The 20,920-nt window shown below is 60.3% G+C and carries 21 protein-coding genes; 12 read left to right on the top strand and 9 right to left on the bottom strand.

The window, feature by feature from the left end:
• Window positions 1–211: 211 nt before the first annotated feature.
• The 8 genes from APH41_RS10470 (at window position 212) to APH41_RS10435 (ending at window position 9,791) form a co-directional block, all read left to right on the top strand.
• A complete protein-coding gene (locus APH41_RS10470; RefSeq protein WP_054918839.1) occupies window positions 212–1,495 on the top strand; it encodes an FAD-binding oxidoreductase in 1,284 nt (427 codons plus the stop codon).
• Window positions 1,496–1,869: 374 nt separating this feature from the next.
• Window positions 1,870–3,006, top strand: coding sequence for a branched-chain amino acid ABC transporter substrate-binding protein (locus APH41_RS10465; protein ID WP_034125665.1), 1,137 nt, complete (start codon window positions 1,870–1,872; stop codon window positions 3,004–3,006).
• 284 nt (window positions 3,007–3,290) lie between these two features.
• The gene (locus APH41_RS10460; RefSeq protein ID WP_034125666.1) at window positions 3,291–4,205 is read left to right on the top strand and encodes a branched-chain amino acid ABC transporter permease; all 915 of its coding nucleotides are present in this window, start codon (window positions 3,291–3,293) and stop codon (window positions 4,203–4,205) included.
• A 2-nt stretch (window positions 4,206–4,207) separates the two neighbouring features.
• On the top strand, window positions 4,208–5,485 hold the full coding sequence (livM, locus tag APH41_RS10455; RefSeq protein ID WP_003188100.1) for a high-affinity branched-chain amino acid ABC transporter permease LivM: 1,278 nt from the start codon (window positions 4,208–4,210) through the stop codon (window positions 5,483–5,485).
• Window positions 5,482–6,357 carry an ABC transporter ATP-binding protein gene (locus APH41_RS10450; protein WP_054918837.1) on the top strand — a complete coding sequence of 292 codons (876 nt, stop codon included), beginning with the start codon at window positions 5,482–5,484 and terminating at the stop codon, window positions 6,355–6,357. The genes livM and APH41_RS10450 overlap by 4 nt, the downstream gene beginning before the upstream one ends.
• Window positions 6,354–7,070, top strand: a complete 717-nt coding sequence (locus APH41_RS10445) for an ABC transporter ATP-binding protein (protein ID WP_005784287.1) — start codon at window positions 6,354–6,356, stop codon at window positions 7,068–7,070. Before APH41_RS10450 ends, APH41_RS10445 begins: the two co-directional genes overlap by 4 nt.
• Window positions 7,071–7,893: 823 nt before the next feature.
• The gene (locus APH41_RS10440; protein ID WP_034125868.1) at window positions 7,894–8,661 is read left to right on the top strand and encodes an SDR family oxidoreductase; all 768 of its coding nucleotides are present in this window, start codon (window positions 7,894–7,896) and stop codon (window positions 8,659–8,661) included.
• 224 nt (window positions 8,662–8,885) lie between these two features.
• Window positions 8,886–9,791, top strand: a complete 906-nt coding sequence (locus APH41_RS10435) for a cation diffusion facilitator family transporter (RefSeq protein ID WP_003188105.1) — start codon at window positions 8,886–8,888, stop codon at window positions 9,789–9,791.
• Window positions 9,792–9,900: 109 nt separating this feature from the next.
• Here APH41_RS10435 and APH41_RS10430 read toward each other — a convergent pair whose 3' ends face one another.
• The 5 genes from APH41_RS10430 to ureE form a co-directional block, all read right to left on the bottom strand.
• A complete protein-coding gene (locus APH41_RS10430) occupies window positions 9,901–11,010 on the bottom strand; it encodes an AGE family epimerase/isomerase (RefSeq protein ID WP_054918835.1) in 1,110 nt (369 codons plus the stop codon).
• Window positions 11,011–11,171: 161 nt separating this feature from the next.
• A complete protein-coding gene (locus APH41_RS10425; protein WP_054918833.1) occupies window positions 11,172–11,744 on the bottom strand; it encodes a HupE/UreJ family protein in 573 nt (190 codons plus the stop codon).
• Window positions 11,745–11,766: 22 nt separating this feature from the next.
• Window positions 11,767–12,381 (bottom strand): urease accessory protein UreG, encoded by a 615-nt coding sequence (gene ureG / locus APH41_RS10420; protein ID WP_003188109.1) that lies wholly within the window; start codon window positions 12,379–12,381, stop codon window positions 11,767–11,769.
• 14 nt (window positions 12,382–12,395) lie between these two features.
• On the bottom strand, window positions 12,396–13,070 hold the full coding sequence (locus APH41_RS10415; RefSeq protein WP_054918831.1) for an urease accessory protein UreF: 675 nt from the start codon (window positions 13,068–13,070) through the stop codon (window positions 12,396–12,398).
• Window positions 13,067–13,567, bottom strand: a complete 501-nt coding sequence (gene ureE, locus APH41_RS10410; protein WP_054896372.1) for an urease accessory protein UreE — start codon at window positions 13,565–13,567, stop codon at window positions 13,067–13,069. The genes APH41_RS10415 and ureE overlap by 4 nt, the downstream gene beginning before the upstream one ends.
• Window positions 13,568–13,906: 339 nt before the next feature.
• Here ureE and APH41_RS10405 point away from each other — a divergent pair, with 339 nt between their 5' ends.
• Entirely contained in the window at window positions 13,907–14,413 is a 507-nt protein-coding gene (locus APH41_RS10405) for a C40 family peptidase (RefSeq protein ID WP_034125672.1), read from the top strand.
• A 5-nt stretch (window positions 14,414–14,418) separates the two neighbouring features.
• Here APH41_RS10405 and APH41_RS10400 read toward each other — a convergent pair whose 3' ends face one another.
• Window positions 14,419–15,051, bottom strand: coding sequence for a TetR family transcriptional regulator (locus APH41_RS10400; RefSeq protein WP_003188114.1), 633 nt, complete (start codon window positions 15,049–15,051; stop codon window positions 14,419–14,421).
• Between the two features lie 151 nt (window positions 15,052–15,202).
• On the bottom strand, window positions 15,203–15,523 hold the full coding sequence (locus APH41_RS10395) for a hypothetical protein (RefSeq protein WP_003188116.1): 321 nt from the start codon (window positions 15,521–15,523) through the stop codon (window positions 15,203–15,205).
• A 357-nt stretch (window positions 15,524–15,880) separates the two neighbouring features.
• Here APH41_RS10395 and APH41_RS10390 point away from each other — a divergent pair, with 357 nt between their 5' ends.
• On the top strand, window positions 15,881–17,947 hold the full coding sequence (locus APH41_RS10390; protein WP_054896373.1) for an AsmA family protein: 2,067 nt from the start codon (window positions 15,881–15,883) through the stop codon (window positions 17,945–17,947).
• A 113-nt stretch (window positions 17,948–18,060) separates the two neighbouring features.
• On the opposite strand, the gene APH41_RS10385 is transcribed toward APH41_RS10390, so the two are convergent.
• Together APH41_RS10385 and APH41_RS10380 are read right to left on the bottom strand one after the other, a co-directional pair.
• The gene (locus APH41_RS10385) at window positions 18,061–18,591 is read right to left on the bottom strand and encodes a bacterioferritin (protein ID WP_014716698.1); all 531 of its coding nucleotides are present in this window, start codon (window positions 18,589–18,591) and stop codon (window positions 18,061–18,063) included.
• A 97-nt stretch (window positions 18,592–18,688) separates the two neighbouring features.
• The gene (locus APH41_RS10380) at window positions 18,689–19,579 is read right to left on the bottom strand and encodes a DMT family transporter (RefSeq protein ID WP_034125675.1); all 891 of its coding nucleotides are present in this window, start codon (window positions 19,577–19,579) and stop codon (window positions 18,689–18,691) included.
• 98 nt (window positions 19,580–19,677) lie between these two features.
• Here APH41_RS10380 and APH41_RS10375 point away from each other — a divergent pair, with 98 nt between their 5' ends.
• Together APH41_RS10375 and APH41_RS10370 are read left to right on the top strand one after the other, a co-directional pair.
• Window positions 19,678–20,466 (top strand): helix-turn-helix transcriptional regulator, encoded by a 789-nt coding sequence (locus tag APH41_RS10375; RefSeq protein ID WP_034125676.1) that lies wholly within the window; start codon window positions 19,678–19,680, stop codon window positions 20,464–20,466.
• Between the two features lie 71 nt (window positions 20,467–20,537).
• Window positions 20,538–20,837, top strand: a complete 300-nt coding sequence (locus APH41_RS10370; RefSeq protein WP_003188123.1) for a PsiF family protein — start codon at window positions 20,538–20,540, stop codon at window positions 20,835–20,837.
• Window positions 20,838–20,920 lie beyond the last annotated feature (83 nt).

The raw sequence follows: 20,920 nt of genomic DNA, 5'->3' as shown, positions 1-20,920 counted from the left end.
GCGGTGGTTCAGTCGATAGTTTCGGTGACTGATACACCGCTATCGCAGGCAAGCCAGCTCCCACAGGTGATATTGATCGTTCCCACGCTCTGCGTGGGAACGCATCCTGTGACGCTCCGCGTCACGACAATGCGGACGCGGAGCGTCCAAGGCTACATTCCCACGCAGAGCGCGGGAACGAGCGGTGGTGAATTCATCCCGGAGTCTGGCAATGGCACTGCGCGAAACATGTTTATGGGAACACCTCACTCCAGGCCGCCCCGACCGAGCCGCGCTCAAGGGCGCTGTCAAGGTGGATGTGTGCGTGATCGGCGCCGGAATCACCGGTTTGTCGGCGGCCATTCATTTGCTGGAACAGGGTAAAAGCGTCGTCGTACTGGAAGCCCATCGCACCGGCCACGGTGGTTCGGGGCGCAACGTCGGGCTGGTCAACGCCGGCCTGTGGATTCCACCGGACGAGATCGAGGCCGGTTTCGGCACGGCGGTGGGCAGCCAACTCAACCGCATGTTGGGTGCGGCGCCGTCCCTGGTGTTCAGCCTGATCGACAAGTACAACATCGACTGCCAATTGCGCCGTGAAGGCACCTTGCACATGGCGCACAACGCCCGTGGCGAGGCGGATTTGCGCAGCCGTGAGGAGCAGTGGAAACGCCGGGGCGCACCGGTTGAGTTACTCACCGGCCAGGCCTGCGAGCAAGCCACCGGTACCCGGAAAATCGCCGCCGCGTTGCTGGATCGGCGCGCCGGCACCTTGAACCCCATGGCCTACACCACTGGGTTGGCGAATGCCGCCGCAGCGTTGGGCGGGCAATTGTTCGATCATTCGCCGGTCACCCAGCTTGAGCGCCAAGGGGCCGATTGGTCGGTGCAGACCGCCGAGGGCGCGGTACAGGCCGCCCAGGTGGTGATCGCCTCCAACGCCTACACCGAAGGCGAATGGACCGAACTGCGGCGTAACTTCTTCCCCGGCTATTACTATCAGGTGGCCTCGGCGCCGCTGACCGATGACGCGGCCAAGCAGATCCTCCCCGGCGGCCAGGGTTCGTGGGACACGCGCCAGGTCCTGAGCAGCATTCGCCGCGATGCCGATGGCCGCCTGTTGCTGGGCAGCCTGGGTAACGGCAACCAGAAACCGGCGTGGTTCCTCAAGGCGTGGGCCGATCGGGTGCAGCAACACTACTTCCCGTACCTCAAACCGGTGCAGTGGGAATACACCTGGACCGGCTGCATCGCATTCACTCCCGACCACTTGATGCGCCTGTTCGAACCGGCCCCCGGCCTGGTGGCGGTTACCGGTTATAACGGACGCGGGGTGACCACCGGCAGCGTGGTGGGCAAGGCGTTTGCCGACTACCTGTGTCACCAGGACACCCAAGCCTTGCCGATCCCTTTTACGCCCATGCAACCCTTGGCCGCGGTGGGCTTGCGCAGCTGCCTGTATGAAGCCGGCTTCTCGCTCTATCACGCCGGGCAATGCCTGAGGATCGTGATCTGATCAGCGAAATACCCCTCAAAAGCCTGCGTTTTCTTAGCAGGCTACCCATCTGTATTGGTGCAAGTCGTAGCAATCACGCACTGTAAATGTGCAGTTCCGTTACGCACATTGTTACAGCTGCAGGAACTGTCGTTTATGCCTGTGGTTGCAGGTGCGACCTGCCAGGGTTGTACTTTTTTGAAGTGTTGGTTGCACCTCTAGACGCTAGACGGTTGCACGTCCTGGCAAAAGGCGTCGAAACGCCTGTAATAACAATGACACCGTGTCTTTTTGAAGAATAAAAAAGTAATGGCACGCGGCTTGCTCTGAGCTTTCGGTGAAAGGTTTGAATGCAAGTTGTCGTGCCAAAAATCAAAAATATCGGAGCACCACTCATGTCCCAGACGTTTTACAAGAAAGGTTTTCTGGCCCTCGCCGTTGCTGCGGCGCTGGGTGTTTCTACGTTTGTTCAAGCTGATGTGAAAATTGGTGTGGCGGGCCCGATGACGGGTGCCAACGCCGCTTTCGGTGAGCAGTACATGAAGGGTGCCCAGGCGGCAGCCGACGTTATCAACAAGGCCGGCGGCATCAACGGTGAGCAGATCAAGCTGGTGGCGGGCGATGACGCCTGCGAGCCCAAGCAGGCCGTGGCCGTGGCCAACCGCCTGGCCGACCAGGACAAAGTGATCGGTGTGGTCGGGCACTTCTGCTCATCCAATACCATCCCGGCGTCTGAGGTTTACGACGAAGCAGGCATCATCGCCATCACCCCAGGCTCCACCAACCCACAAGTGACCGAACGCGGCCTGGGCGCCATGTTCCGCATGTGCGGGCGTGACGACCAGCAAGGCATCGTCGCCGGCGACTACATCGTCGATGTGCTCAAGGGCAAGAAAGTCGCGGTGATCAACGACAAGGACACCTACGGCAAAGGCCTGGCCGACGCCACCGCCGCCCAGTTGACCAAGCGCGGCGTCAAGCCGGTGCTGGAAGAGGGCCTGACCCGAGGTGAGAAAGACTTCAGCGCCCTGGTCACCAAGATCCGCTCCCTGGGCGCCGACGTCGTGTACTTCGGCGGCCTGCATCCGGAAGCCGGCCCACTGGTGCGCCAGATCCGCGAAGCGGGCTTGAAAGACGTCAAGTTCATGTCCGATGACGGCGTGGTCACCGACGAGCTGGTGTCCACCGCAGGTGGTGCGCAGTACGTCGATGGCGTGTACATGACCTTCGGCGCCGACCCGCGCCTGCTGCCAGACAGCAAGACCGTGGTGGAAGAGTTTCGCAAGAACGGCACCGAGCCTGAAGGCTACACCCTGTACGCCTACGCTTCGATCCAGGCCCTGGCCGCCGGCTTCAACGGTGCCAAGTCCAACAAGGGCGAAGACGCTGCCAAGTGGCTCAAGGCCAACCCGGTTAAAACCGTCATGGGCGAAAAAGCCTGGGATACCAAGGGCGACCTGAAAGTCTCTGACTACGTGGTTTACCAGTGGGACAAAGACGGCAAATACCATCAGTTGGAAAAGCAGAAGTAAGTACAAGCACCACGGGCCTAAGGTTAGGGGGGCTTGCTGTGGCGAGGGAGCTTGCTCCCGCTGGAGTGCGTAGCACTCCCAACCGCTTACCGAAATACATCTGATGTATCTCGATTGCCCAGTTTGGGGCTGCTTCGCAGCCCAGCGGGAGCAAGCTCCCTCGCCACATAAGCCAGCTCCCACAGAGGGCGTGGTTGCCTGCTCCATTGCAACAAACCTGTCTTTTCCTCCAGAAGCGCCGCACACCCACCGGTGTGCAGGTGCTCACCGCGTGAGATTGCGTTATGGATGGTATTTTCCTGCAGCAACTGGTCAACGGCCTGACCCTCGGGTCGGTCTATGGCCTGATCGCCATCGGCTACACAATGGTCTATGGCATCATTGGCATGATCAACTTCGCCCACGGCGAGGTTTATATGATTTCCGCTTACCTCGCGGCGATCAGTCTGGCACTGCTGGCTTACTTCGGCATCGAATCCTTCCCGCTGCTCATTCTCGGTACCTTGATCTTCACCGTGGTCGTCACCGGCGTGTACGGTTGGGTGATTGAGCGTGTCGCCTACAAACCCCTGCGTAACTCCACCCGCCTGGCACCGCTGATCAGCGCCATCGGTATCTCCCTGATCCTGCAGAACTACGCGCAGATCGCCCAGGGCGCCAAGCAACAAGGCATTCCCACCCTGCTGGCCGGCGCCTGGCGCGTCGATATCGGCACCGGGTTCGTGCAACTGACCTACACCAAAGTGTTCATCCTGGTCGCCGCTTTTGCCGGCATGGCCTTGCTCACCTACATCATCAAATACACCAAGCTCGGCCGCATGTGCCGCGCTACCCAGCAAGACCGCAAGATGGCCTCGATCCTGGGCATCAACACCGACCGCGTGATCTCCTACGTGTTTGTCATCGGTGCCGCCATGGCCGCCCTGGCCGGCGTGCTCATCACCCTCAACTACGGCACCTTCGACTTCTATGCCGGCTTCATCATCGGCATCAAGGCGTTTACCGCGGCGGTACTCGGCGGCATCGGCTCCCTGCCTGGGGCGATGCTGGGCGGGATCATCCTCGGTATCTCCGAGTCGCTGTTCGCGGGGTTGATCAACTCTGACTACAAAGACGTGTTCAGTTTCTCCCTGCTGGTGGTGATTCTGATTTTCCGTCCCCAGGGCCTGCTTGGTCGCCCACTCGTGGCGAAGGTGTAAACATGTCTGCTGCCAAATCCATTGATATCAAGAAAAGTGTGGTCGATACGGTACTCGCGGGGCTGATTTCGCTGATCGTGTTCGGCCCGATTGTCGGCGTGGTGCTCGACGGCTACAGCTTCAACCTGGAACCTGCGCGGGTTGCCGTGCTGGTCGCCATCGTGATGGCCGGGCGCTTTGCCCTCAGCCTGTTCCTGCAAACACCCAAGGGCGTGAAGATCCTGCAGGGGTTCGAGAGCAGCGGCTCCGGCGTGCACGTGCTGCCACCGGACTACAAGTCGCGGCTGCGCTGGATCATCCCGGCGCTGATCGTGATCGCCATCGTGTTTCCGATCTTCGCCAACAAATACCTGCTCACCGTGGTGATCCTGGGGCTGATCTACGTGTTGCTCGGCCTGGGCCTGAACATCGTGGTGGGCCTGGCGGGCCTGCTCGACCTGGGTTATGTGGCCTTCTACGCCATCGGTGCCTACGGCCTGGCGCTGGGTTATCAATACCTGGGCCTGGGCTTCTGGACGGTGCTGCCACTGGCGGCCATCGCGGCGGCGTTGGCGGGTTGCATACTCGGCTTCCCGGTGCTGCGAATGCACGGTGACTACCTGGCCATCGTGACCCTGGGTTTTGGTGAAATCATTCGCCTGGTGCTCAACAACTGGCTGTCGTTCACCGGTGGCCCCAACGGTATGCCCGTGCCGTCACCGACCTTTCTGGGCCTGGAGTTCGGCAAGCGTGCGAAGGATGGCGGCATTCCGTTTCACGAGTTTTTCGGCATCGATTACAACCCCAACATCAAGTTCATGTTCATCTACATCGTGCTGTTTCTGGTGGTGCTGGCCGTGCTGTACATCAAGCATCGCCTGACGCGCATGCCGGTCGGCCGCGCCTGGGAAGCCCTGCGCGAAGATGAAATCGCCTGCCGTTCCATGGGCCTGAACCATGTGCTGGTCAAACTCTCAGCCTTCACCATCGGCGCGTCCACCGCCGGTTTGGCCGGGGTGTTCTTTGCCAGCTACCAGGGCTTCGTCAACCCGTCGTCGTTTACCTTCTTCGAGTCGGCGTTGATCCTCGCCATTGTGGTGTTGGGCGGCATGGGCTCGACGGTTGGCGTGGTGATTGCAGCGTTCGTGTTGACCGTGGCGCCGGAACTGCTGCGTAGTTTTTCCGAGTACCGCGTGCTGCTGTTTGGGGTGTTGATGGTGGTGATGATGATCTGGCGACCGCGTGGCTTGATTCGGATTAGCCGTACCGGTGTGACGCCACGCAAAGGGGTAGCGCCATGAGCAAGGAAGTCGTGCTGTCTGTCGAACACCTGATGATGCACTTCGGTGGTATCAAAGCCTTGAGCGATGTAAGCCTCAAGGTTGAACGCAACTCGATCTTCGCCCTGATCGGCCCCAACGGCGCCGGCAAGACCACGGTGTTCAACTGCCTCACCGGCTTCTACAAAGCCAGTGGCGGCAAGATCGAGCTCAACGTGCGCGGCAAGCAAACCAACGTGATCCAACTGCTCGGCGAGCGCTTTGAGGCCACCGACTTCGTGTCGCCCAAAAGCTTCCTCAGCCGCGTTTACTACAAGATGTTCGGCGGCACCCACCTGGTGAACCGTGCCGGCCTGGCGCGCACTTTCCAGAACATTCGCCTGTTCAAGGAAATGTCGGTGCTGGAAAACCTGCTGGTGGCCCAGCACATGTGGGTCAACCGCAACATGCTTGCCGGCATCCTCAACACCAAGGGCTACCGCAAGGCCGAAAGCGATGCGCTGGACTGCGCGTTCTACTGGCTGGAAGTGGTCGAGCTGGTGGACTGCGCCAACCGTCTGGCCGGCGAGCTCTCTTACGGCCAGCAGCGCCGCCTGGAGATCGCCCGCGCCATGTGCACGCGGCCGCAGATCATCTGCCTGGACGAACCAGCAGCGGGCCTCAACCCGCAGGAAACCGAAGCCCTCAGCGCGATGATTCGCCTGCTGCGCGACGAACACGACCTTACGGTGGTGCTGATCGAACACGACATGGGCATGGTGATGAGTATTTCCGACCACATTGTGGTGCTGGACCACGGCAACGTGATCGCCGAAGGCGGCCCGGATGCGATCCGCAACGACCCGAAAGTGATCGCCGCCTACCTGGGCGCGGACGAAGAGGAGCTGGTATGAGCGCACCTATCCTCGAAATGAAGGACCTGGACGTGTTCTACGGCCCGATCCAGGCCCTGAAAAAAGTCTCGCTGCACATCAACGAAGGCGAAACCGTCAGCCTGATCGGCTCCAATGGCGCGGGTAAGTCCACGTTGCTGATGTCGATCTTCGGTCAGCCTCGGGCCGAGTCGGGGCAGATCCTCTACAACGGCGTCGACATTACTCACAAGTCGTCCCACTACATCGCTTCCAACGGCATTGCGCAGTCGCCGGAAGGGCGGCGGGTGTTCCCCGACATGACCGTCGAGGAAAACCTGCTGATGGGCACCATCCCCATTGGCGACAAGTTCGCCAGCGAGGACATGCAACGCATGTTCGAGCTGTTCCCCAGGCTCAAGGAGCGACGCAACCAGCGGGCGATGACCATGTCCGGTGGTGAGCAACAAATGCTCGCCATCGCCCGTGCGCTGATGAGCCGGCCCAAGCTGTTGTTGCTCGATGAGCCAAGCCTGGGGTTGGCGCCGATTGTGGTGAAGCAGATCTTTTCCACCCTGCGCGAGCTGGCGTCCACCGGGATGACCATTTTCCTGGTGGAACAGAACGCCAACCATGCGCTGCGCCTGTCGGACCGGGCGTATGTGATGGTCAATGGTGAGATTCGCCTGACAGGCACCGGCAAGGAGTTGCTGGTGAACGAGGAAGTGCGCAACGCCTACCTGGGCGGTCACTGACCCAAGATCCAGGCGCATCAACCCTGTGGAAACCGGGCCTTATGTGGGAGCCGGGCTTGCCCGCGATAGCATCACCTCGGTTTAGCTGACATACCGGGGTGGCCGCATCGCAGGCAAGCCAGCTCCCACCCATAGCCGGTTCCCACATTTGTTTTTGCGGTGTCAACAAGCCCTCCACCAAATTGTGGAAAACAAATCCAGCCCACCTCAAAAGCGCGACATATAGCCGCCGCAAATCCCTGTTTTGTCACAGTTTTGACTTGTCCCCATCCACTGTGGAACCGGCTGTGGGTAACGTGGGAGTAGCTGGCTGAAAGCCTTTAACCACGTGGCTTGTAGCGTATTGGTTGTTTTTCGATCAGGGTGTTTTTCACGACCGTCTCAAGGGTTTGTCAACCTGTTTAAAGACACAGGTATATGAACGAAATAAGTCCTTCCAGCCTGTGGATAAGTCTGTGACTAAACTCTGGAAAGACTTGCGCAGGGGCCGGAATGACTGGCCTGGAGCCATCGTTGTGTTTTTCTGCATTTGTCAGCGGCTACATAGGCGCTCGCCCAGGTCAAGCAAAAAACTTTATAAAACCGCCTGCAACCCTTGTACACAGCGGCTTTGAGCCGTTTGCACTTGCCCCCAAAGACTGTGGGCGCAGTTGTGGATAACCTGCGCGTATATGGCTGCAAGCTACGGTTTATACGGCTTTGCGAAGATTGGTTAAAAAATGATCAGTCAGGCATGCGTGTGTGTGCACAGCGGTTGCCGCAAACGCGGCGTAAGGGCATTCTGCTGGCTGTTTTTTCCCCCGATGCCCGCAAGGAGAACACCATGTCCGACACGCTGTTTATCACTGGCGCTACTTCAGGTTTCGGCGAAGCCTGTGCCCGTCGCTTTGCCGAGGCCGGTTGGAAACTGGTGCTCACTGGTCGTCGTGCCGAGCGCTTGAACGCCTTGGTCGAAGAGCTTTCCAAGCAGACCGAAGTGCATGGCCTGGTGGTGGATGTGCGCGACCGCAAAGGCATGGAGGAGGCCATCGCCAACCTGCCGGCGTCGTTCGCCACGCTGCGCGGCCTGATCAACAACGCCGGCCTGGCCGTGGGCACCGACCCTGCGCCCAAGTGCGACCTCGACGATTGGGAAACCATGGTCGATACCAACATCAAGGGCCTGCTGACCACCACTAACCTGCTGTTGCCGCGCCTGATTGCCCATGGCCGCGGTGCCGGGATCATCAACCTGGGTTCCATCGCCGGTAACTACCCGTACCCTGGCAGCCATGTGTATGGCGGCTCCAAGGCGTTCGTGAAGCAGTTCTCGTTGAACCTGCGCTGCGACTTGCAAGGCACCGGCGTGCGCGTGACCAATATCGAGCCGGGCTTGTGTGAAAGCGAGTTCTCCCTGGTGCGCTTCGGCGGTGACCAGGCGCGTTATGACGCCACCTACGCAGGTGCGGAGCCGATCCAGCCGCAGGACATTGCCGATACGATTTTCTGGGTGATGAACACCCCGGCGCACGTGAACATCAACCGCCTGGAGTTGATGCCGGTGAGCCAGACCTGGGCTGGGTTTGCGATTGAGCGTGGGGCCAAGGGCTAAGCGCCTGCGCGACACACGCTGATCGTTCCCACGCTCCGCGTGGGAATGCCGCCGGGGGCGCTCTGCGCCCCGCTTTCTGCTGGTGACGCAGAGCGTCACGCGATGCATTCCCACGCGTGGGAACGATCAGTGGCGGCAAATCGGTCAAAATGCGGCATAAGGTACACTGCCCGCCTGAAAACCCCACCGCACCCAGCGGTTTAAAGGTTTTGACAGGAGGCAATGTGAGTAACCGAGGTGAGCAGGCACTGCTCAAACAATCGACTATCCTGATGTTCGCAGTCGCGATCGCAGGGATTGTCACGGGTGTGATATCCGGCGCCCAATCCATTCTGTTCGACGGCTTTTTCTCGCTGATCGCCACCGCCATCAAGGTGCTGATGCTGATCACGGCCAAGCTGATCGCCAAGAAAAGCAACGAGCGTTTCCAATTCGGCTATTGGCACCTGGAGCCGATGGTGCTGCTGATAGAAGGCAGTTTCCTGCTGCTGATCGCCATCTACGCGTTCCTCAATGGCGTGTTCGGCATTATCAATGGCGGGCGCGAAATCGAGTTGGGGCTGGTGATCATTTATGCGGCGGTATTTACGGTCGTGGAGTTCGCGTACTTCTTTTATGTGCGCTACCGCAATCGCACACTCAAATCGTCATTGATCCAGTTCGACAACATCAGCTGGCTGGTGGACGCGATGCTGTCGGTGGGCTTGCTGATCAGCTTCCTGGCGGCGCTGTTGCTCAAGTCCCAGGGCTATGGCGAGTGGGCGGTCTACGTGGACCCGTTGATCCTGATCCTGCTGGCTCTGAGCATGCTGGCGCCGGCGTTCAAGATCCTGCGCCCGGCGCTGCGCGAAGTATTGGGGATCGCGCCGGATCACTTGGACGACAAGGTCCGCGAGGTGATGGACGCGGCGCAGGCCAAGCATGGTTTCGACGACTACGTGTCCTATGTGCAGAAGCACGGGCGGGCGCGGTTTATCGAGATTCATGTGGTGCTGCCAGCGGATTACCCGGTGGATAACGTCGCCACCCTCGATGGGCTGCGTGAAGAGATATCCACAGGGCTGGGGGCGGCGGATGCGGCGCGGTGGTTGACGATCAGTTTTACGGGCGACCGCAAGTGGATTGCCTAAAGTCTGTTAGAGCGAGGTGAGGCTATCGCAGGCAAGCCAGCTCCCACATTTAAATGTGCGAACACAATCAACTGTGGGAGCTGGCTTGCCTGCGATGGAGCCCTGCAGGTCAGCCCAGATGCTGGACCAAACCCTGATAGCAAGTCGCCAAATGATAGGGCGTAGTCGAAGGCATATCCCGCCGGCTCACCTTACCCTCGGCATCCAGGCATTCATGCCAACCCTTGGCATGCAAAAAGCGCTGTTGCAGCGCCTGCAACTGACGCTGCAGCATCGCTTCGCTGCCTGGCCGCAAGGTCAGTGCCCGCAGGTACTCCGCCTGAGCCCAGATCCGTTGGGTACCGTCGCGCACCGTGCCATCCAGCGCCAGCATGCCGCTGACCGCACCGCTTAACTTATCCACACCCTTTTGCTCGGCATAGGCAAATGCCCGTGTCAGCGACTCATGCAGTGCAGTGCCGCGCAGCACAGCTGAAGATTCCAGCAAAAAGAACCATTCGAACTGGTGCCCCGGCTCAAACCAGTTATCCACAGCGCCCAAAGGTTTCTCCATCATCACGCCGTGCTCGCGGTCGATGAAGCGTTGCTGCATGGCCGTCGCCAGTGCCAGCAGGGCCGCTTGTACCTGGGCGTCCTCACGCACCGCGAGGGTAGCCAGGAAACCTTCGGCCAGGTGCATCAACGGGTTTTGCAACGGGCCGGAGTCGAGCGAGGCCCAGTTGCGCTCCAGTACGGCCTCGTACAAGCCGTCACCGGTGGCAAAGCGTTGGGCGACGACTTCCAGGGCAGCGTTGAGCACTGACTCTACCAACGGCTCACGCACCTTGGCCCAGTAATGGGCGCAGGCAAAGATAATGAAGGCGTGGGTGTAGAGGTCTTTGCGCTCGTCCAGCGGCTGGCCGGCGGGGTCGATGCTGTAGAACCAGCCACCGTGTTCGGCATCATGAAAGTGCCGTTGCAGGGAGCGAAACAGCGCCGCCGCACGTTCTTCGGCGAAAGCCGCGCCGGGTTCGCCGATCAGGCTGGCGAACAGGTACAACTGCCGGGCGCAGGCCATGGCGCGATAGCGCTGGGGGGGCAGTGGCTGGTGATCGGCATCCAGTGCCTCAAAGGGCAGTGCCAGGTCGGCATTCCAGCCCGGGCCTTGCCAGAGAGGCACGATCAGGTCATGGAAGTGCGTGAGCACAGGCGTCAGGGAAGAGGGGGAAGCGATGGGCATTGGCTGGCGTCGTCACGGCAGGGGTGTAGGCGCGCATGGTAGCAGGCTGATCGTTCCCACGCTCTGCGTGGGAATGCATTTTATGACGCTCTGCGTCATGCTTTGGGACGCAGAGCGTCCTAGGCTGCATTCCCACGCGGAGCGTGGGAACGATCTTTTCCTCAGCCTGCCAGCAACCACACCCCAGTCGCCGCCGAAGCCGCCCCGGCCACGCGCACCAAGGGTGCCGCAGATGCCGGCAAAAAGCGCACCACTGCATAACCCGCAGCGTGCAACACGGCTGTTGCCCCCACGAACCCAGCCGCATACGCCCAAGGGCTGGTCATATCCGGCAGTTCCAGGCCATGGGCCACGCCGTGAAACAGCGCAAACAACGCCGTGGCGCCCACGGCCACGAACAGTGGCGGCCGCACCGCCAACGCTACCGCCAGGCCCAAGGCCAGCACCGATGCAGCAATCCCGCCTTCCAGCGCCGGCAATTGCAGCCCTTCGAAACCCAATACCCCGCCGATCAGCATGGTGCCGACAAAGGTGCACGGCAGCGCCCAGCGCGCGGCGCCTTTTTGCTGGGCCGCCCAGAGGCCCACCGCAAGCATGGCCAGCAAGTGATCGAGGCCGCCCAGGGGGTGGCTGATACCGGCCACCAGGCCATTGTCGCCATGTCCCGGATGGGCGAAGGCCAAGGCAGGGGCGAGCAGCAGCGCGGCGGCGGCGAAAAGTCTGTTGAGTCTCATGGACAGGTTCCTTATGGGTTGATCAGGCGGCGGTCAGCAGGCCCTGGCGTTCGATGAAGGCGACGATGTCGTCCAGGCCGACCCCGGTCTTCTGGTTGCTGAACACAAAGGGTTTGCCGTTGCGCATGCGCTGGGTGTCGCTGTTCATCAGTTCCAGCGAGGCACCCACCAGCGGGGCCAGGTCAATCTTGTTGATCACCAGCAGGTCGGATTTGCAAATACCGGGCCCGCCCTTGCGCGGCAGTTTGTCGCCCGCAGAGACATCAATCACATAGATGGTCAGGTCCGACAGTTCCGGGCTGAAGGTGGCCGACAGGTTGTCGCCGCCGGACTCCACCAGAATCAGGTCCAGGCCGGGAAAACGGCGGTTGAGTTGGTCTACGGCCTCCAGGTTGATCGAGGCATCTTCGCGAATCGCCGTGTGTGGGCAGCCACCGGTTTCCACGCCGATGATGCGCTCCGGCGCCAGGGCCTGGTTACGCACCAGGAAGTCGGCGTCTTCACGGGTGTAGATGTCGTTGGTGACCACCGCCAGGTTGTAGCGATCGCGCAGCGCCAGGCACAGGGCCAGGGTCAGGGCGGTCTTGCCCGAGCCTACCGGGCCACCGATACCGACGCGCAGGGGTTGTGTGTTCATGTGCTTCTCCAGAATCAGGAACGGAACAGGCGGCTGTACTGGCGCTCGTGGGCCATGCACGCCAGGGACAGGCCAAAAGCGGCGCTGCCCAAATGGTTAGGGTTAATGCGTTCGGCATCCTGCTGTGCTTGTTGCAGCAGCGGCAGCAGTTCGCTGGTCAACCGCTGGGCCGCTTGCTGGCCCAATGGCAGGGTTTTCATCAGTACCGCCAGTTGGTTTTCCAGCCAGCTCCATAGCCAGGCGGCAAGAGCATCGCCGGGGTTGATGTGCCAGGCGCGCGCGGCCAAGGCCCAGCCCAGGGCCAGATGCGGTTCGTCGCGTTGTGCAAGAAAATCACGGGCGCTGTCGTCCAGTTCCGGCAAGCCGTTGAGCAGTTGTTGCAGGGAATAGCCCATCTGGCGACTCTCCTGATACAGCTCCCGGGTCTCACGGCTGGCGCGATGCTCGTCGCACCACTGCGCCAATTGGGCCCAGTCCTGTTCGACGGCTGCTCGGCAGTGGGCGAGCAGCAGCGGGGCTTCGAAGCGCGCCAGGTTGAGCTGCAACTGGTCACTGATCCAGCGCCGGGCGCTCGCGGCATCCTGCACGCGGCCGTTGTCCACCGCCATTTCCAGGCCTTGGGAATAGCTGTAGCCGCCAATCGGCAGTTGCGGACTGGCCAGGCGCAGCAGCGCCCAGGCTGGGTTCATAGACGCACGCCGAACTGATGCAGCTTGGGCGCGTAGTTGAAGTCTTCATCACCATGCCGTGAATGATGATGGCCGCCGCCATAGGCGCCGTGCTCGGGTTGAAACGGCGCCTCGAGGGTCTGCGCATCGGCACCCAGTTGCTCGAGCATGGCCTTGAGCACGTAGTCATCGAGCAGGCGCAGCCAGCCGTCACCGACTTGCAGGGCCACATGGCGGTTGCCCAGGTGATAGGCGGCACGGGTGAGCTCGAAGGCGTTGCGGCAGGTGACGTGCAGCAGTTGTTCAGGGCGGGCGCATACCCGTACGACGCGTCCGTCTTCTGCCTGCAGGAATTCACCATCGTGCAAGGGCGGCTGGCCCCGCTCCAAAAACAGGCCGACGTCTTCACCGTCGGCACTGAAACAGCGCAGGCGGCTTTTGCTGCGGGCTTCGAAGTTGAGCAGCAACTCGGCGGCCCAGAGGGCTTGGGGGGCGATTCGGCGGTGTATCACCAGCATCAGAGAGCTTCCAACTGTGAGCGATGAAAGACCTAGAGCAAGGGGCTTGCCAATCACGGAATTGAGTAGGAATTCCCTGTAGTCAGGCAGGCATGCTGCTCAATAGGGCGTCGGATGATTTCCGCGCGTGTATCAATTTGGTGCGTGCCGAGGTTTATAGCACCGGGGAAGGGCATTCTGCGTTGATGGCGCCGCTCAGTTTGATGAAGTTTCTTTCATCTTTTTCTTTGTGGATGTTTTTAGGATTTTTCCTACGAGCCATCAGGATTTGGAGCTCATGAGATTACCTGCGGGTTCTTTAGGCTATGCGGCCTGTTTAATTCCACCGCGACGTTCATCATGCTTCGATCAATTTTTTGTGTATGCCTTGTCAGCCTGACCTGCTTTATTTCATCGGCAAAGGCCAATTTTCAACCCCGCGCCACCTTCAGCTCTTCGCTGCAAAGCATCAAGCCGGCCTCTATCGACGATGTCATTGACCGCGCCCATGAGTTACTGGGTACGCCCTATAAGTGGGGCGGCACATCGGCAGAGCAGGGCTTCGATTGCAGTAGCTTCCTGGTGTACTTGTTCAAGACCCAAGCCAATATCCAGCTACCCCGCACCACTGCCGCCATGCACCGTTCATCGGCGACAACCATCAAACGCAGTGCTTTAAAGCCAGGGGATGCAGTGTTTTTCAAAGGCAACGGGCGGGGCCAGGTCAGCCATGTCGGCCTTTATATCGGCCAGGGCAAATTCATCCATTCGCCGCGTACCGGCAAAACCATCCGTATCGATTCATTGAGCAATAGCTACTGGAACAAGCACTACACCACCGCCAAACGGTTCCACACGGCGGGTTGATTGACTTACTCGGTGCTGCCCAGCCCTTGCCAATGTTTGAGGCCAATAAAGATAAAGCGCAGCTGCTGGGTGATTTTCGCCTGGGGCGTAAGGTGGGCCGGCAAGGCGTGGGCCGGTGGGTCGATGATATCGGGCAGGGTGGCGAACACGCTCTTGACGATCAGGTCGGCCATCACATGCAAACCTTCGGCATCCAAGTGCTGAAGTTTGGGCATCAGTGTCAGGTCGGCGGCCAGGTCGCGAGTGATGTCTTCGCGCAGGGCGGCGATGGCTTGGCGCACGGCCAGGCAGCCGCCGTACTGTTCGCGAGCCAGGAACAGGAACTGAGAGCGGTTAGCCGAAACCACATCGAGAAAGATGCGCACCGAGGCATCAATGATGCCGCCCATCACGAATTCATTGTGGCGCACCAGGCGGATCGTGGCGCGAAAGGTCTGGCCGACCTCGCTTACCAGTACCAGCCCAAGTTGGTCCATGTCGGCGAAATGGCGATAGAAACCGGTGGGCACGATACCCGCAGTCTTGGCGACTTCGCGCAAACTCAGGCTGCCAAACCCGCGGCCACACTCCATCAGATGGCGGGCTGCGTCCATCAGGGCGAGGCGGGTCTGTTGCTTCTGTTCGGCGCGGGGCAGCATGAGCGGATGAGCTTTGTCGGCAAGTACAGCGACGCACTCTAGCAAAAGCGCTTTGCCGGCGTCGAACTTGGCAGGGGCGGGGCGTGACGCGTTCTATATAAAAGCAAAAGCCCGATCGGCAGATCGGGCTTTTTTCTGGGCCACCACAGGCTTAGCTCTGTGCTTGATGCAGTTCTTGCAGACGGTCGGCACCGCCTTCAGCAACGCCTTCGGTGTAGGCGCGTTTGTTGGCTTGTTCAGCACCGCCTTCGACCAGACCTTTCTCTTGCAAGCGGTTGTAGCCATTTTCAGCTACGGCGCCTTTGGCGTAATCACGGTTTTCGTCTTCTTGCGAACCGCTGCGAGCCACGGTTTGGCTGGTTTGCACGGCTTGAGCTTTGTTCTGCGGGGTGGCCTGTTCGGCAGCTGGCAGGGCAAAAGCGCTGGAAGCCAGGACAGATAACAGAACGGTAGCGAGTAATTGGCGTTTCATGATGGTTGCTCCTAGGGAGGGCGATAAAGTGGGTACAGGGCTAATGTTACCCTTGATAAGTCGATATAAAAGTTCATAAACACAATGGTAATAATCAACAGAATTGATTGTTCTCGCCGGAGGCTCTAGATCGAGCCTCTCAAGCCCGCGGCTTTGCACCGATGTGGGTATTTTCGACACGAACCTGGGTAACAATGGTGCGTCGTCGATGGGGAAAATTGTCTGGTTGATCAGGAAAATCGCTTTTTTCGGTTAAATCCGCGGTTGCGTTAAACCCCCAGGCACTTTGCCAGTCGTAGTCCTATAAGCTGTTTAAAAGGCTGTTGCCCAGCCAGTCGTATTCAGGAGTCCTGTGCAATGACGCGCACTCGTAAAATTCTCGCTTGGAGCTGCGCCAGCTTCGTTCTGTTGATTGCCATCGTGGTACTGGTGTTGGTGTTCTTCGACTGGAACCGCATCAAGCCGCCCCTCAATGCCAAGGTCTCCGAAGAACTGCATCGTCCGTTCGCCATCAACGGCAACCTCGCCGTGGTGTGGCAGCGTGAGCCCGATGAAGGCGGCTGGCGCGGCTGGGTGCCGTGGCCCCATGTGATTGCCGAAGACCTGACTCTGGGGAACCCCGATTGGTCGAAACAACCGCAGATGGTCACGCTCAAGAAGGTTGAGCTGCGCATTTCGCCCCTGGCCTTGCTGGTGCAGCGTGTGGTGATCCCGCGCATCGACCTCACCGAACCCAGTGCCCAGTTGCAGCGCCTGGCTGATGGCCGCGCCAACTGGACGTTCAAGTTCGACCCCAAGGACCCCAACGCCGAACCGTCCAATTGGGTGGTGGATATTGGCGCCATCGGCTTTGACAAAGGCCATGTGACCCTTGACGATCAAAGCCTCAAGACCCAGTTGGATGTGATCATCGACCCGCTGGGCAAGCCGATTCCCTTCGGTGAAATCGTCGGCGATGCCGATGCCAAAAAAGCCCTGGAAAAAGGCTCGGCGCCCCAGGACTACGCGTTCGGCCTCAAGGTCAAAGGCCAGTACCACGGCCAGAAACTCGCGGGCACGGGCAAGATCGGTGGCTTGCTGGCCTTGCAGGACGCGGCCAAGCCGTTCCCGCTGCAAGCCCAAGTCAAGATCGCGGACACCAGCATCGCCCTGGCCGGCACCCTGACCGACCCGCTGAACCTCGGTGCCCTGGACCTGCGCCTGAAACTGTCGGGCAGCAGCCTGGGCAACCTGTATCCGCTGACCGGCGTGACCCTGCCGGATTCGCCGGCCTATTCCACCGACGGCCACCTGATCGCCAAACTGCATGAGGCCAGCGGCGCCTCCTTTCGCTACGAGAATTTCAACGGCAAGATTGGCAACAGCGACATCCACGGCGACCTGGCCTATGTTGCCAGCCAGCCACGGCCCAAGCTCAGCGGCGCGCTGGTGTCCAACCAACTGCTGATGGATGACCTGGCGCCGCTGATTGGCGCAGATTCCAATGCCGAGCAAAAAGCCCGTGGCGGTGAAAGCAAGCAACCGGCGACCAAAGTGCTGCCGGTTGAAGAGTTCCGCACCGAACGCTGGCGCGAGATGGATGCCGATGTGGAGTTCACCGGCAAGCGTATCGTGCACAGTGCCGACTTGCCCTTTACCGACCTCTACACCCACCTGGTGCTCAACGACGGCCAACTGAGCCTTGAACCCCTGCGCTTTGGCGTGGCCGGTGGGAAGCTCGATGCGCAGATTCGCTTGAACGGCCGCACTACGCCGATGGAGGGCCGCGCCAAGCTGACGGCGCGCAACTTCAAGCTCAAGCAGCTGTTCCCGACTTTCGAACCGATGAAAACCAGCTTCGGTGAACTCAACGGCGATGCCGATATTTCCGGGCGCGGCAACTCGGTGGCGGCACTGTTGGGCACGTCCAACGGTGACCTGAAGATGCTCATCAACGATGGCGCCATCAGCCGAAGCCTGATGGAAATCGCCGGGCTCAACGTGGGCAACTACGTGGTGGGCCGTCTGTTCGGCGACGAAGAAGTGAAGATCAACTGCGCGGCGGCGGACTTCGGCATCAAGACGGGCCTGGCGACCACGCGGCTGTTTGTGTTCGATACCGAGAACGCGATCATCTACATCGACGGCACCGCAAATATGGCCACCGAGCAGTTGGACCTGACCATCACGCCGGAATCCAAGGGCTTTCGCCTGTTCTCCCTGCGTTCACCGCTCTACGTCAATGGACCTTTCATCAAGCCCAATGCTGGCGTGAAAGCCATTCCGTTGGCGCTACGCGGTGCGGGCATGGTCGCCCTCGGCGTGATCGCCGGGCCTGCCGCTGGCTTGCTCGCCTTGGTTGCCCCAAGCGGTGGCGAGCCCAATGAGTGCGCACCGTTGCTGCAACAGATGAAGGAAGGCAAGGCGCCCAAGACCGTGAAGTAACTGTGGGAGCGGGCTTGCCCGCGATAGCGGAGTATCAGTCAATGATTTATCAACTGATCCAACGCTATCGCGAGCAAGCCCGCTCCCACAGGGTGATGTTGCGGTGTTAGTTATTACAGATCCTGCAGAATATCCGCCATATCGTCGGCGTGTTCTTCTTCCTGAGCCAGGATGTCTTCGAAGATGCGACGGGTAGTCGGGTCTTTGTCACCGATGTACTGGATGATCTCGCGGTAGCTGTCTACTGCGATTCGCTCGGCCACCAGGTCTTCATAGACCATTTCCTTCAAGGTGTTACCCGCCACGTATTGCGCATGGGAGTTTTTCGACAGCAGGTCGGGGTTGAACTCCGGCTCGCCGCCCAGTTGCACGATACGCTCGGCCAGTTTGTCAGCGTGCTCGGCTTCCTGGGTCGCATGTTCCAGGAACTCATCGGCAGCCACGCTGGCCTTGAGGCCGTTGGCCATGAAGTAGTGACGCTTGTAGCGCAACACGCAGACCAGTTCAGTGGCCAGCGACTCGTTGAGCAGTCGGATGATTTCCTGACGGTCGGCGTCGTAGCCTTCGGTCACGGCACCGTTTTCGACGTTCTGGCGGGCGCGGCTGCGCAGGGTCGCAACGTCAGTCAGTTGTGCTTGAGTCATTTCAATCTCCTGGGGCTAATCCGGTTGTACGCCACGCTCTGCCGGCGTGATCGCTATTGGTTGTGAGTCCCGGACCAGGCGAAAAGTTTTATCGGATTTAACAGGATGTGTCCTGAGGGCGTCTGACCGGTGTGGTCCAACGCTCTGACAGAATTACTCCACCCAGGGTCAGCAAGCCCCCCACCAGGTGATACAGCGCCAACTCCTCCTTCAGCACCACGGCTGCAATCAGCGCGGTAATCAACGGCAGCAGGTTGAAAAACAGTGTGGTACGGCTTGGCCCCAGGGTCTTGACCGAGTGCATCCACGCCAGCGGTGCCAGCATCGAAGCCAGCAGGCAGGCGTATAGCACCAGCGGAATATTCGCCCAGCCCAAACCGGCCTTGGCCGAGAACAGATACAGCGGCAGCAGCACCACCACCGCGACCAGCACCTGCAAATACAGCAGCACCAACGGCGGCAGGCGCAGTTGCCATTTTTTCAGCAGGGTGCTGTAGACCGCATAAGCCAGGGTCGCCACCAGCATCATGCCGTCGCCCAGGTTGACCCCATGTTGCAGCAACGCGCCCAGGCTGCCGGCCGACACCACCACTACCACGCCTGCGAACGACAGCACCGCGCCGGTCAGCGCGCCAAAGGTCAGGCGTTGGCCGAGGCTGATAATCGCGGCGGTCAACGCCATCAGTGGCATCAGCGAGAGGATGATGCCCATGTTGGTGGCACTGGTCAGCGTTGCGGCGTAGTAGGCCAGGCTTTGATACACCGCCATGCCGAGTACGCCGAGGATAAAGATCTTGCCCAGGTTGGGGCGGATCTGCGGCCAGTGGGCGATCACCGGCTTGAGCATGAACGGCGTGAACAGCAACGCAGCGAACAGCCAGCGGTAAAAGCCGATTTCAGCCGGGAAGATCGAGCCCACGGCCAATTTGTTGACCACGGTGTTGCCGGCCCAGATAAAGATAGCCAGCAGCGGATACGCGTATTGCATTGAAAAGAAACCCAGTGTGTTGACGAGGCAGGATTATCCTCTGTCTGGATCGAAGCCTATACTGCGATCCAGACAACTGAGCGTTGAATCCAGACAATATGTCCCGACACACCGTGCGCCTGCCCGATTTTGCCCGCCTGCCAAGCCCGGTGTACTTTCGGTATTCCGATTTTGCCCCGGACACCGAATGCACCCCGCACCAGCACACCTGGGGCTCGCTGGATTACTCGGCCAGCGGTGTGATGCGCATGGAAGTGGCGGGCAATCGCTTCATGTCGCCACCGCAATACGCGGTGTGGGTGCCGCCGCATACTGAGCACAGCTCTTACAATGCCGAGGCGATTGTCTACCACTCCGTAGGGCTGGCGCCGCAGCTGTGCGAGCAGTTGCCACAGCAGCCTTGCACGCTGGCGATCAGCGACATTCTCAAGGCGATCCTCAAGGATTTCGCCCTGCGCGATGTCAATGCACCGCGCACCGACGCCGACATCCGCCTGGCCCAGGTGCTGGTGGACCAGCTCAGGCAGGCGCCGGTCCACGACTGCTTCCTGCCCTACGCCCGCCACCCGGGATTGCTTGGGGTCTTGGAGGGCATGCAGGCAGAGCCGGGAGACAACCGCCCTCTGGCGCAATGGGCCGAGCAGGTGCATGTGAGCGAGCGCACCCTGGCGCGCCAGTTTGTGCGCGAGCTGGGCATGAGCTTTGGCGAATGGCGCCAGCGCCTGCGCTACCTGGCGGCCATCGAGGCACTGGACAGCGACCGCAGTGTGCAACACGTGGCGTTTGATCTGGGCTACAGCACCGCCTCGGCGTTTATCGCCATGTTCCAACGTCACGCCGGCTGCACGCCGGAGCAATACCGGCGGGCGAATATTCGTGGCCGGTGAAGTTGTAACAGGTTTTGACTACACTGCGCTGTAGGCCGTGCCCGTCGGCACGGTAACAGGGAGAAAACTCCATGAAGATGCTGCGTATTCCGTTGTTGATGATGGGCCTGCTGATGTGTGCCCAGGGTTTTGCCGCCACTGCCCAGCAGAACAAAATGACCACCTGCAATGCCGAGGCCACCACCAAGACGCTCAAGGGCGATGACCGTAAGGCCTTCATGAAGACCTGCCTGTCGGCACCTGCCGCCAACGACGCCAAGACCCTGACCCCGCAGCAGCAGAAGATGAAAGACTGCAATGCGTCGGCGAAAACCCAAGCCTTGGCCGGTGATGCGCGCAAAACCTTCATGAGCACTTGCCTGAAGAAATAATAGCCCCGGGCCATAGAAGGCTGCGACACTCGCACACAGCCCCTTTGTAGGAGCGAGCAAGTGTGGCGAGGGAGCTTGCTCCC

This window comes from Pseudomonas sp. NBRC 111138, assembly GCF_001320835.1.
GTDB classification, from domain to species: domain Bacteria; phylum Pseudomonadota; class Gammaproteobacteria; order Pseudomonadales; family Pseudomonadaceae; genus Aquipseudomonas; species Aquipseudomonas paracarnis.
The sequence above is the reverse complement of the archived record's forward strand: the minus strand, read 5'-3'. Positions and strand labels throughout refer to the sequence as shown.

Coding starts and splice junctions, on each gene's coding strand:
- ureE (WP_054896372.1), bottom strand. CDS start 13,567: ATGCTGGTGATACACCGCCGAATCGCCCCCCAAGCCCTCTGGGCCGCC.
- APH41_RS10470 (WP_054918839.1), top strand. CDS start 212: ATGGCACTGCGCGAAACATGTTTATGGGAACACCTCACTCCAGGCCGC.
- APH41_RS10440 (WP_034125868.1), top strand. CDS start 7,894: ATGTCCGACACGCTGTTTATCACTGGCGCTACTTCAGGTTTCGGCGAA.
- APH41_RS10445 (WP_005784287.1), top strand. CDS start 6,354: ATGAGCGCACCTATCCTCGAAATGAAGGACCTGGACGTGTTCTACGGC.
- livM (WP_003188100.1), top strand. CDS start 4,208: ATGTCTGCTGCCAAATCCATTGATATCAAGAAAAGTGTGGTCGATACG.
- APH41_RS10405 (WP_034125672.1), top strand. CDS start 13,907: ATGCTTCGATCAATTTTTTGTGTATGCCTTGTCAGCCTGACCTGCTTT.
- APH41_RS10460 (WP_034125666.1), top strand. CDS start 3,291: ATGGATGGTATTTTCCTGCAGCAACTGGTCAACGGCCTGACCCTCGGG.
- APH41_RS10395 (WP_003188116.1), bottom strand. CDS start 15,523: ATGAAACGCCAATTACTCGCTACCGTTCTGTTATCTGTCCTGGCTTCC.
- APH41_RS10430 (WP_054918835.1), bottom strand. CDS start 11,010: ATGCCCATCGCTTCCCCCTCTTCCCTGACGCCTGTGCTCACGCACTTC.
- APH41_RS10450 (WP_054918837.1), top strand. CDS start 5,482: ATGAGCAAGGAAGTCGTGCTGTCTGTCGAACACCTGATGATGCACTTC.
- APH41_RS10425 (WP_054918833.1), bottom strand. CDS start 11,744: ATGAGACTCAACAGACTTTTCGCCGCCGCCGCGCTGCTGCTCGCCCCT.
- APH41_RS10390 (WP_054896373.1), top strand. CDS start 15,881: ATGACGCGCACTCGTAAAATTCTCGCTTGGAGCTGCGCCAGCTTCGTT.
- APH41_RS10465 (WP_034125665.1), top strand. CDS start 1,870: ATGTCCCAGACGTTTTACAAGAAAGGTTTTCTGGCCCTCGCCGTTGCT.
- APH41_RS10380 (WP_034125675.1), bottom strand. CDS start 19,579: ATGCAATACGCGTATCCGCTGCTGGCTATCTTTATCTGGGCCGGCAAC.
- APH41_RS10375 (WP_034125676.1), top strand. CDS start 19,678: ATGTCCCGACACACCGTGCGCCTGCCCGATTTTGCCCGCCTGCCAAGC.
- APH41_RS10385 (WP_014716698.1), bottom strand. CDS start 18,591: ATGACTCAAGCACAACTGACTGACGTTGCGACCCTGCGCAGCCGCGCC.
- ureG (WP_003188109.1), bottom strand. CDS start 12,381: ATGAACACACAACCCCTGCGCGTCGGTATCGGTGGCCCGGTAGGCTCG.
- APH41_RS10400 (WP_003188114.1), bottom strand. CDS start 15,051: ATGCTGCCCCGCGCCGAACAGAAGCAACAGACCCGCCTCGCCCTGATG.
- APH41_RS10370 (WP_003188123.1), top strand. CDS start 20,538: ATGAAGATGCTGCGTATTCCGTTGTTGATGATGGGCCTGCTGATGTGT.
- APH41_RS10415 (WP_054918831.1), bottom strand. CDS start 13,070: ATGAACCCAGCCTGGGCGCTGCTGCGCCTGGCCAGTCCGCAACTGCCG.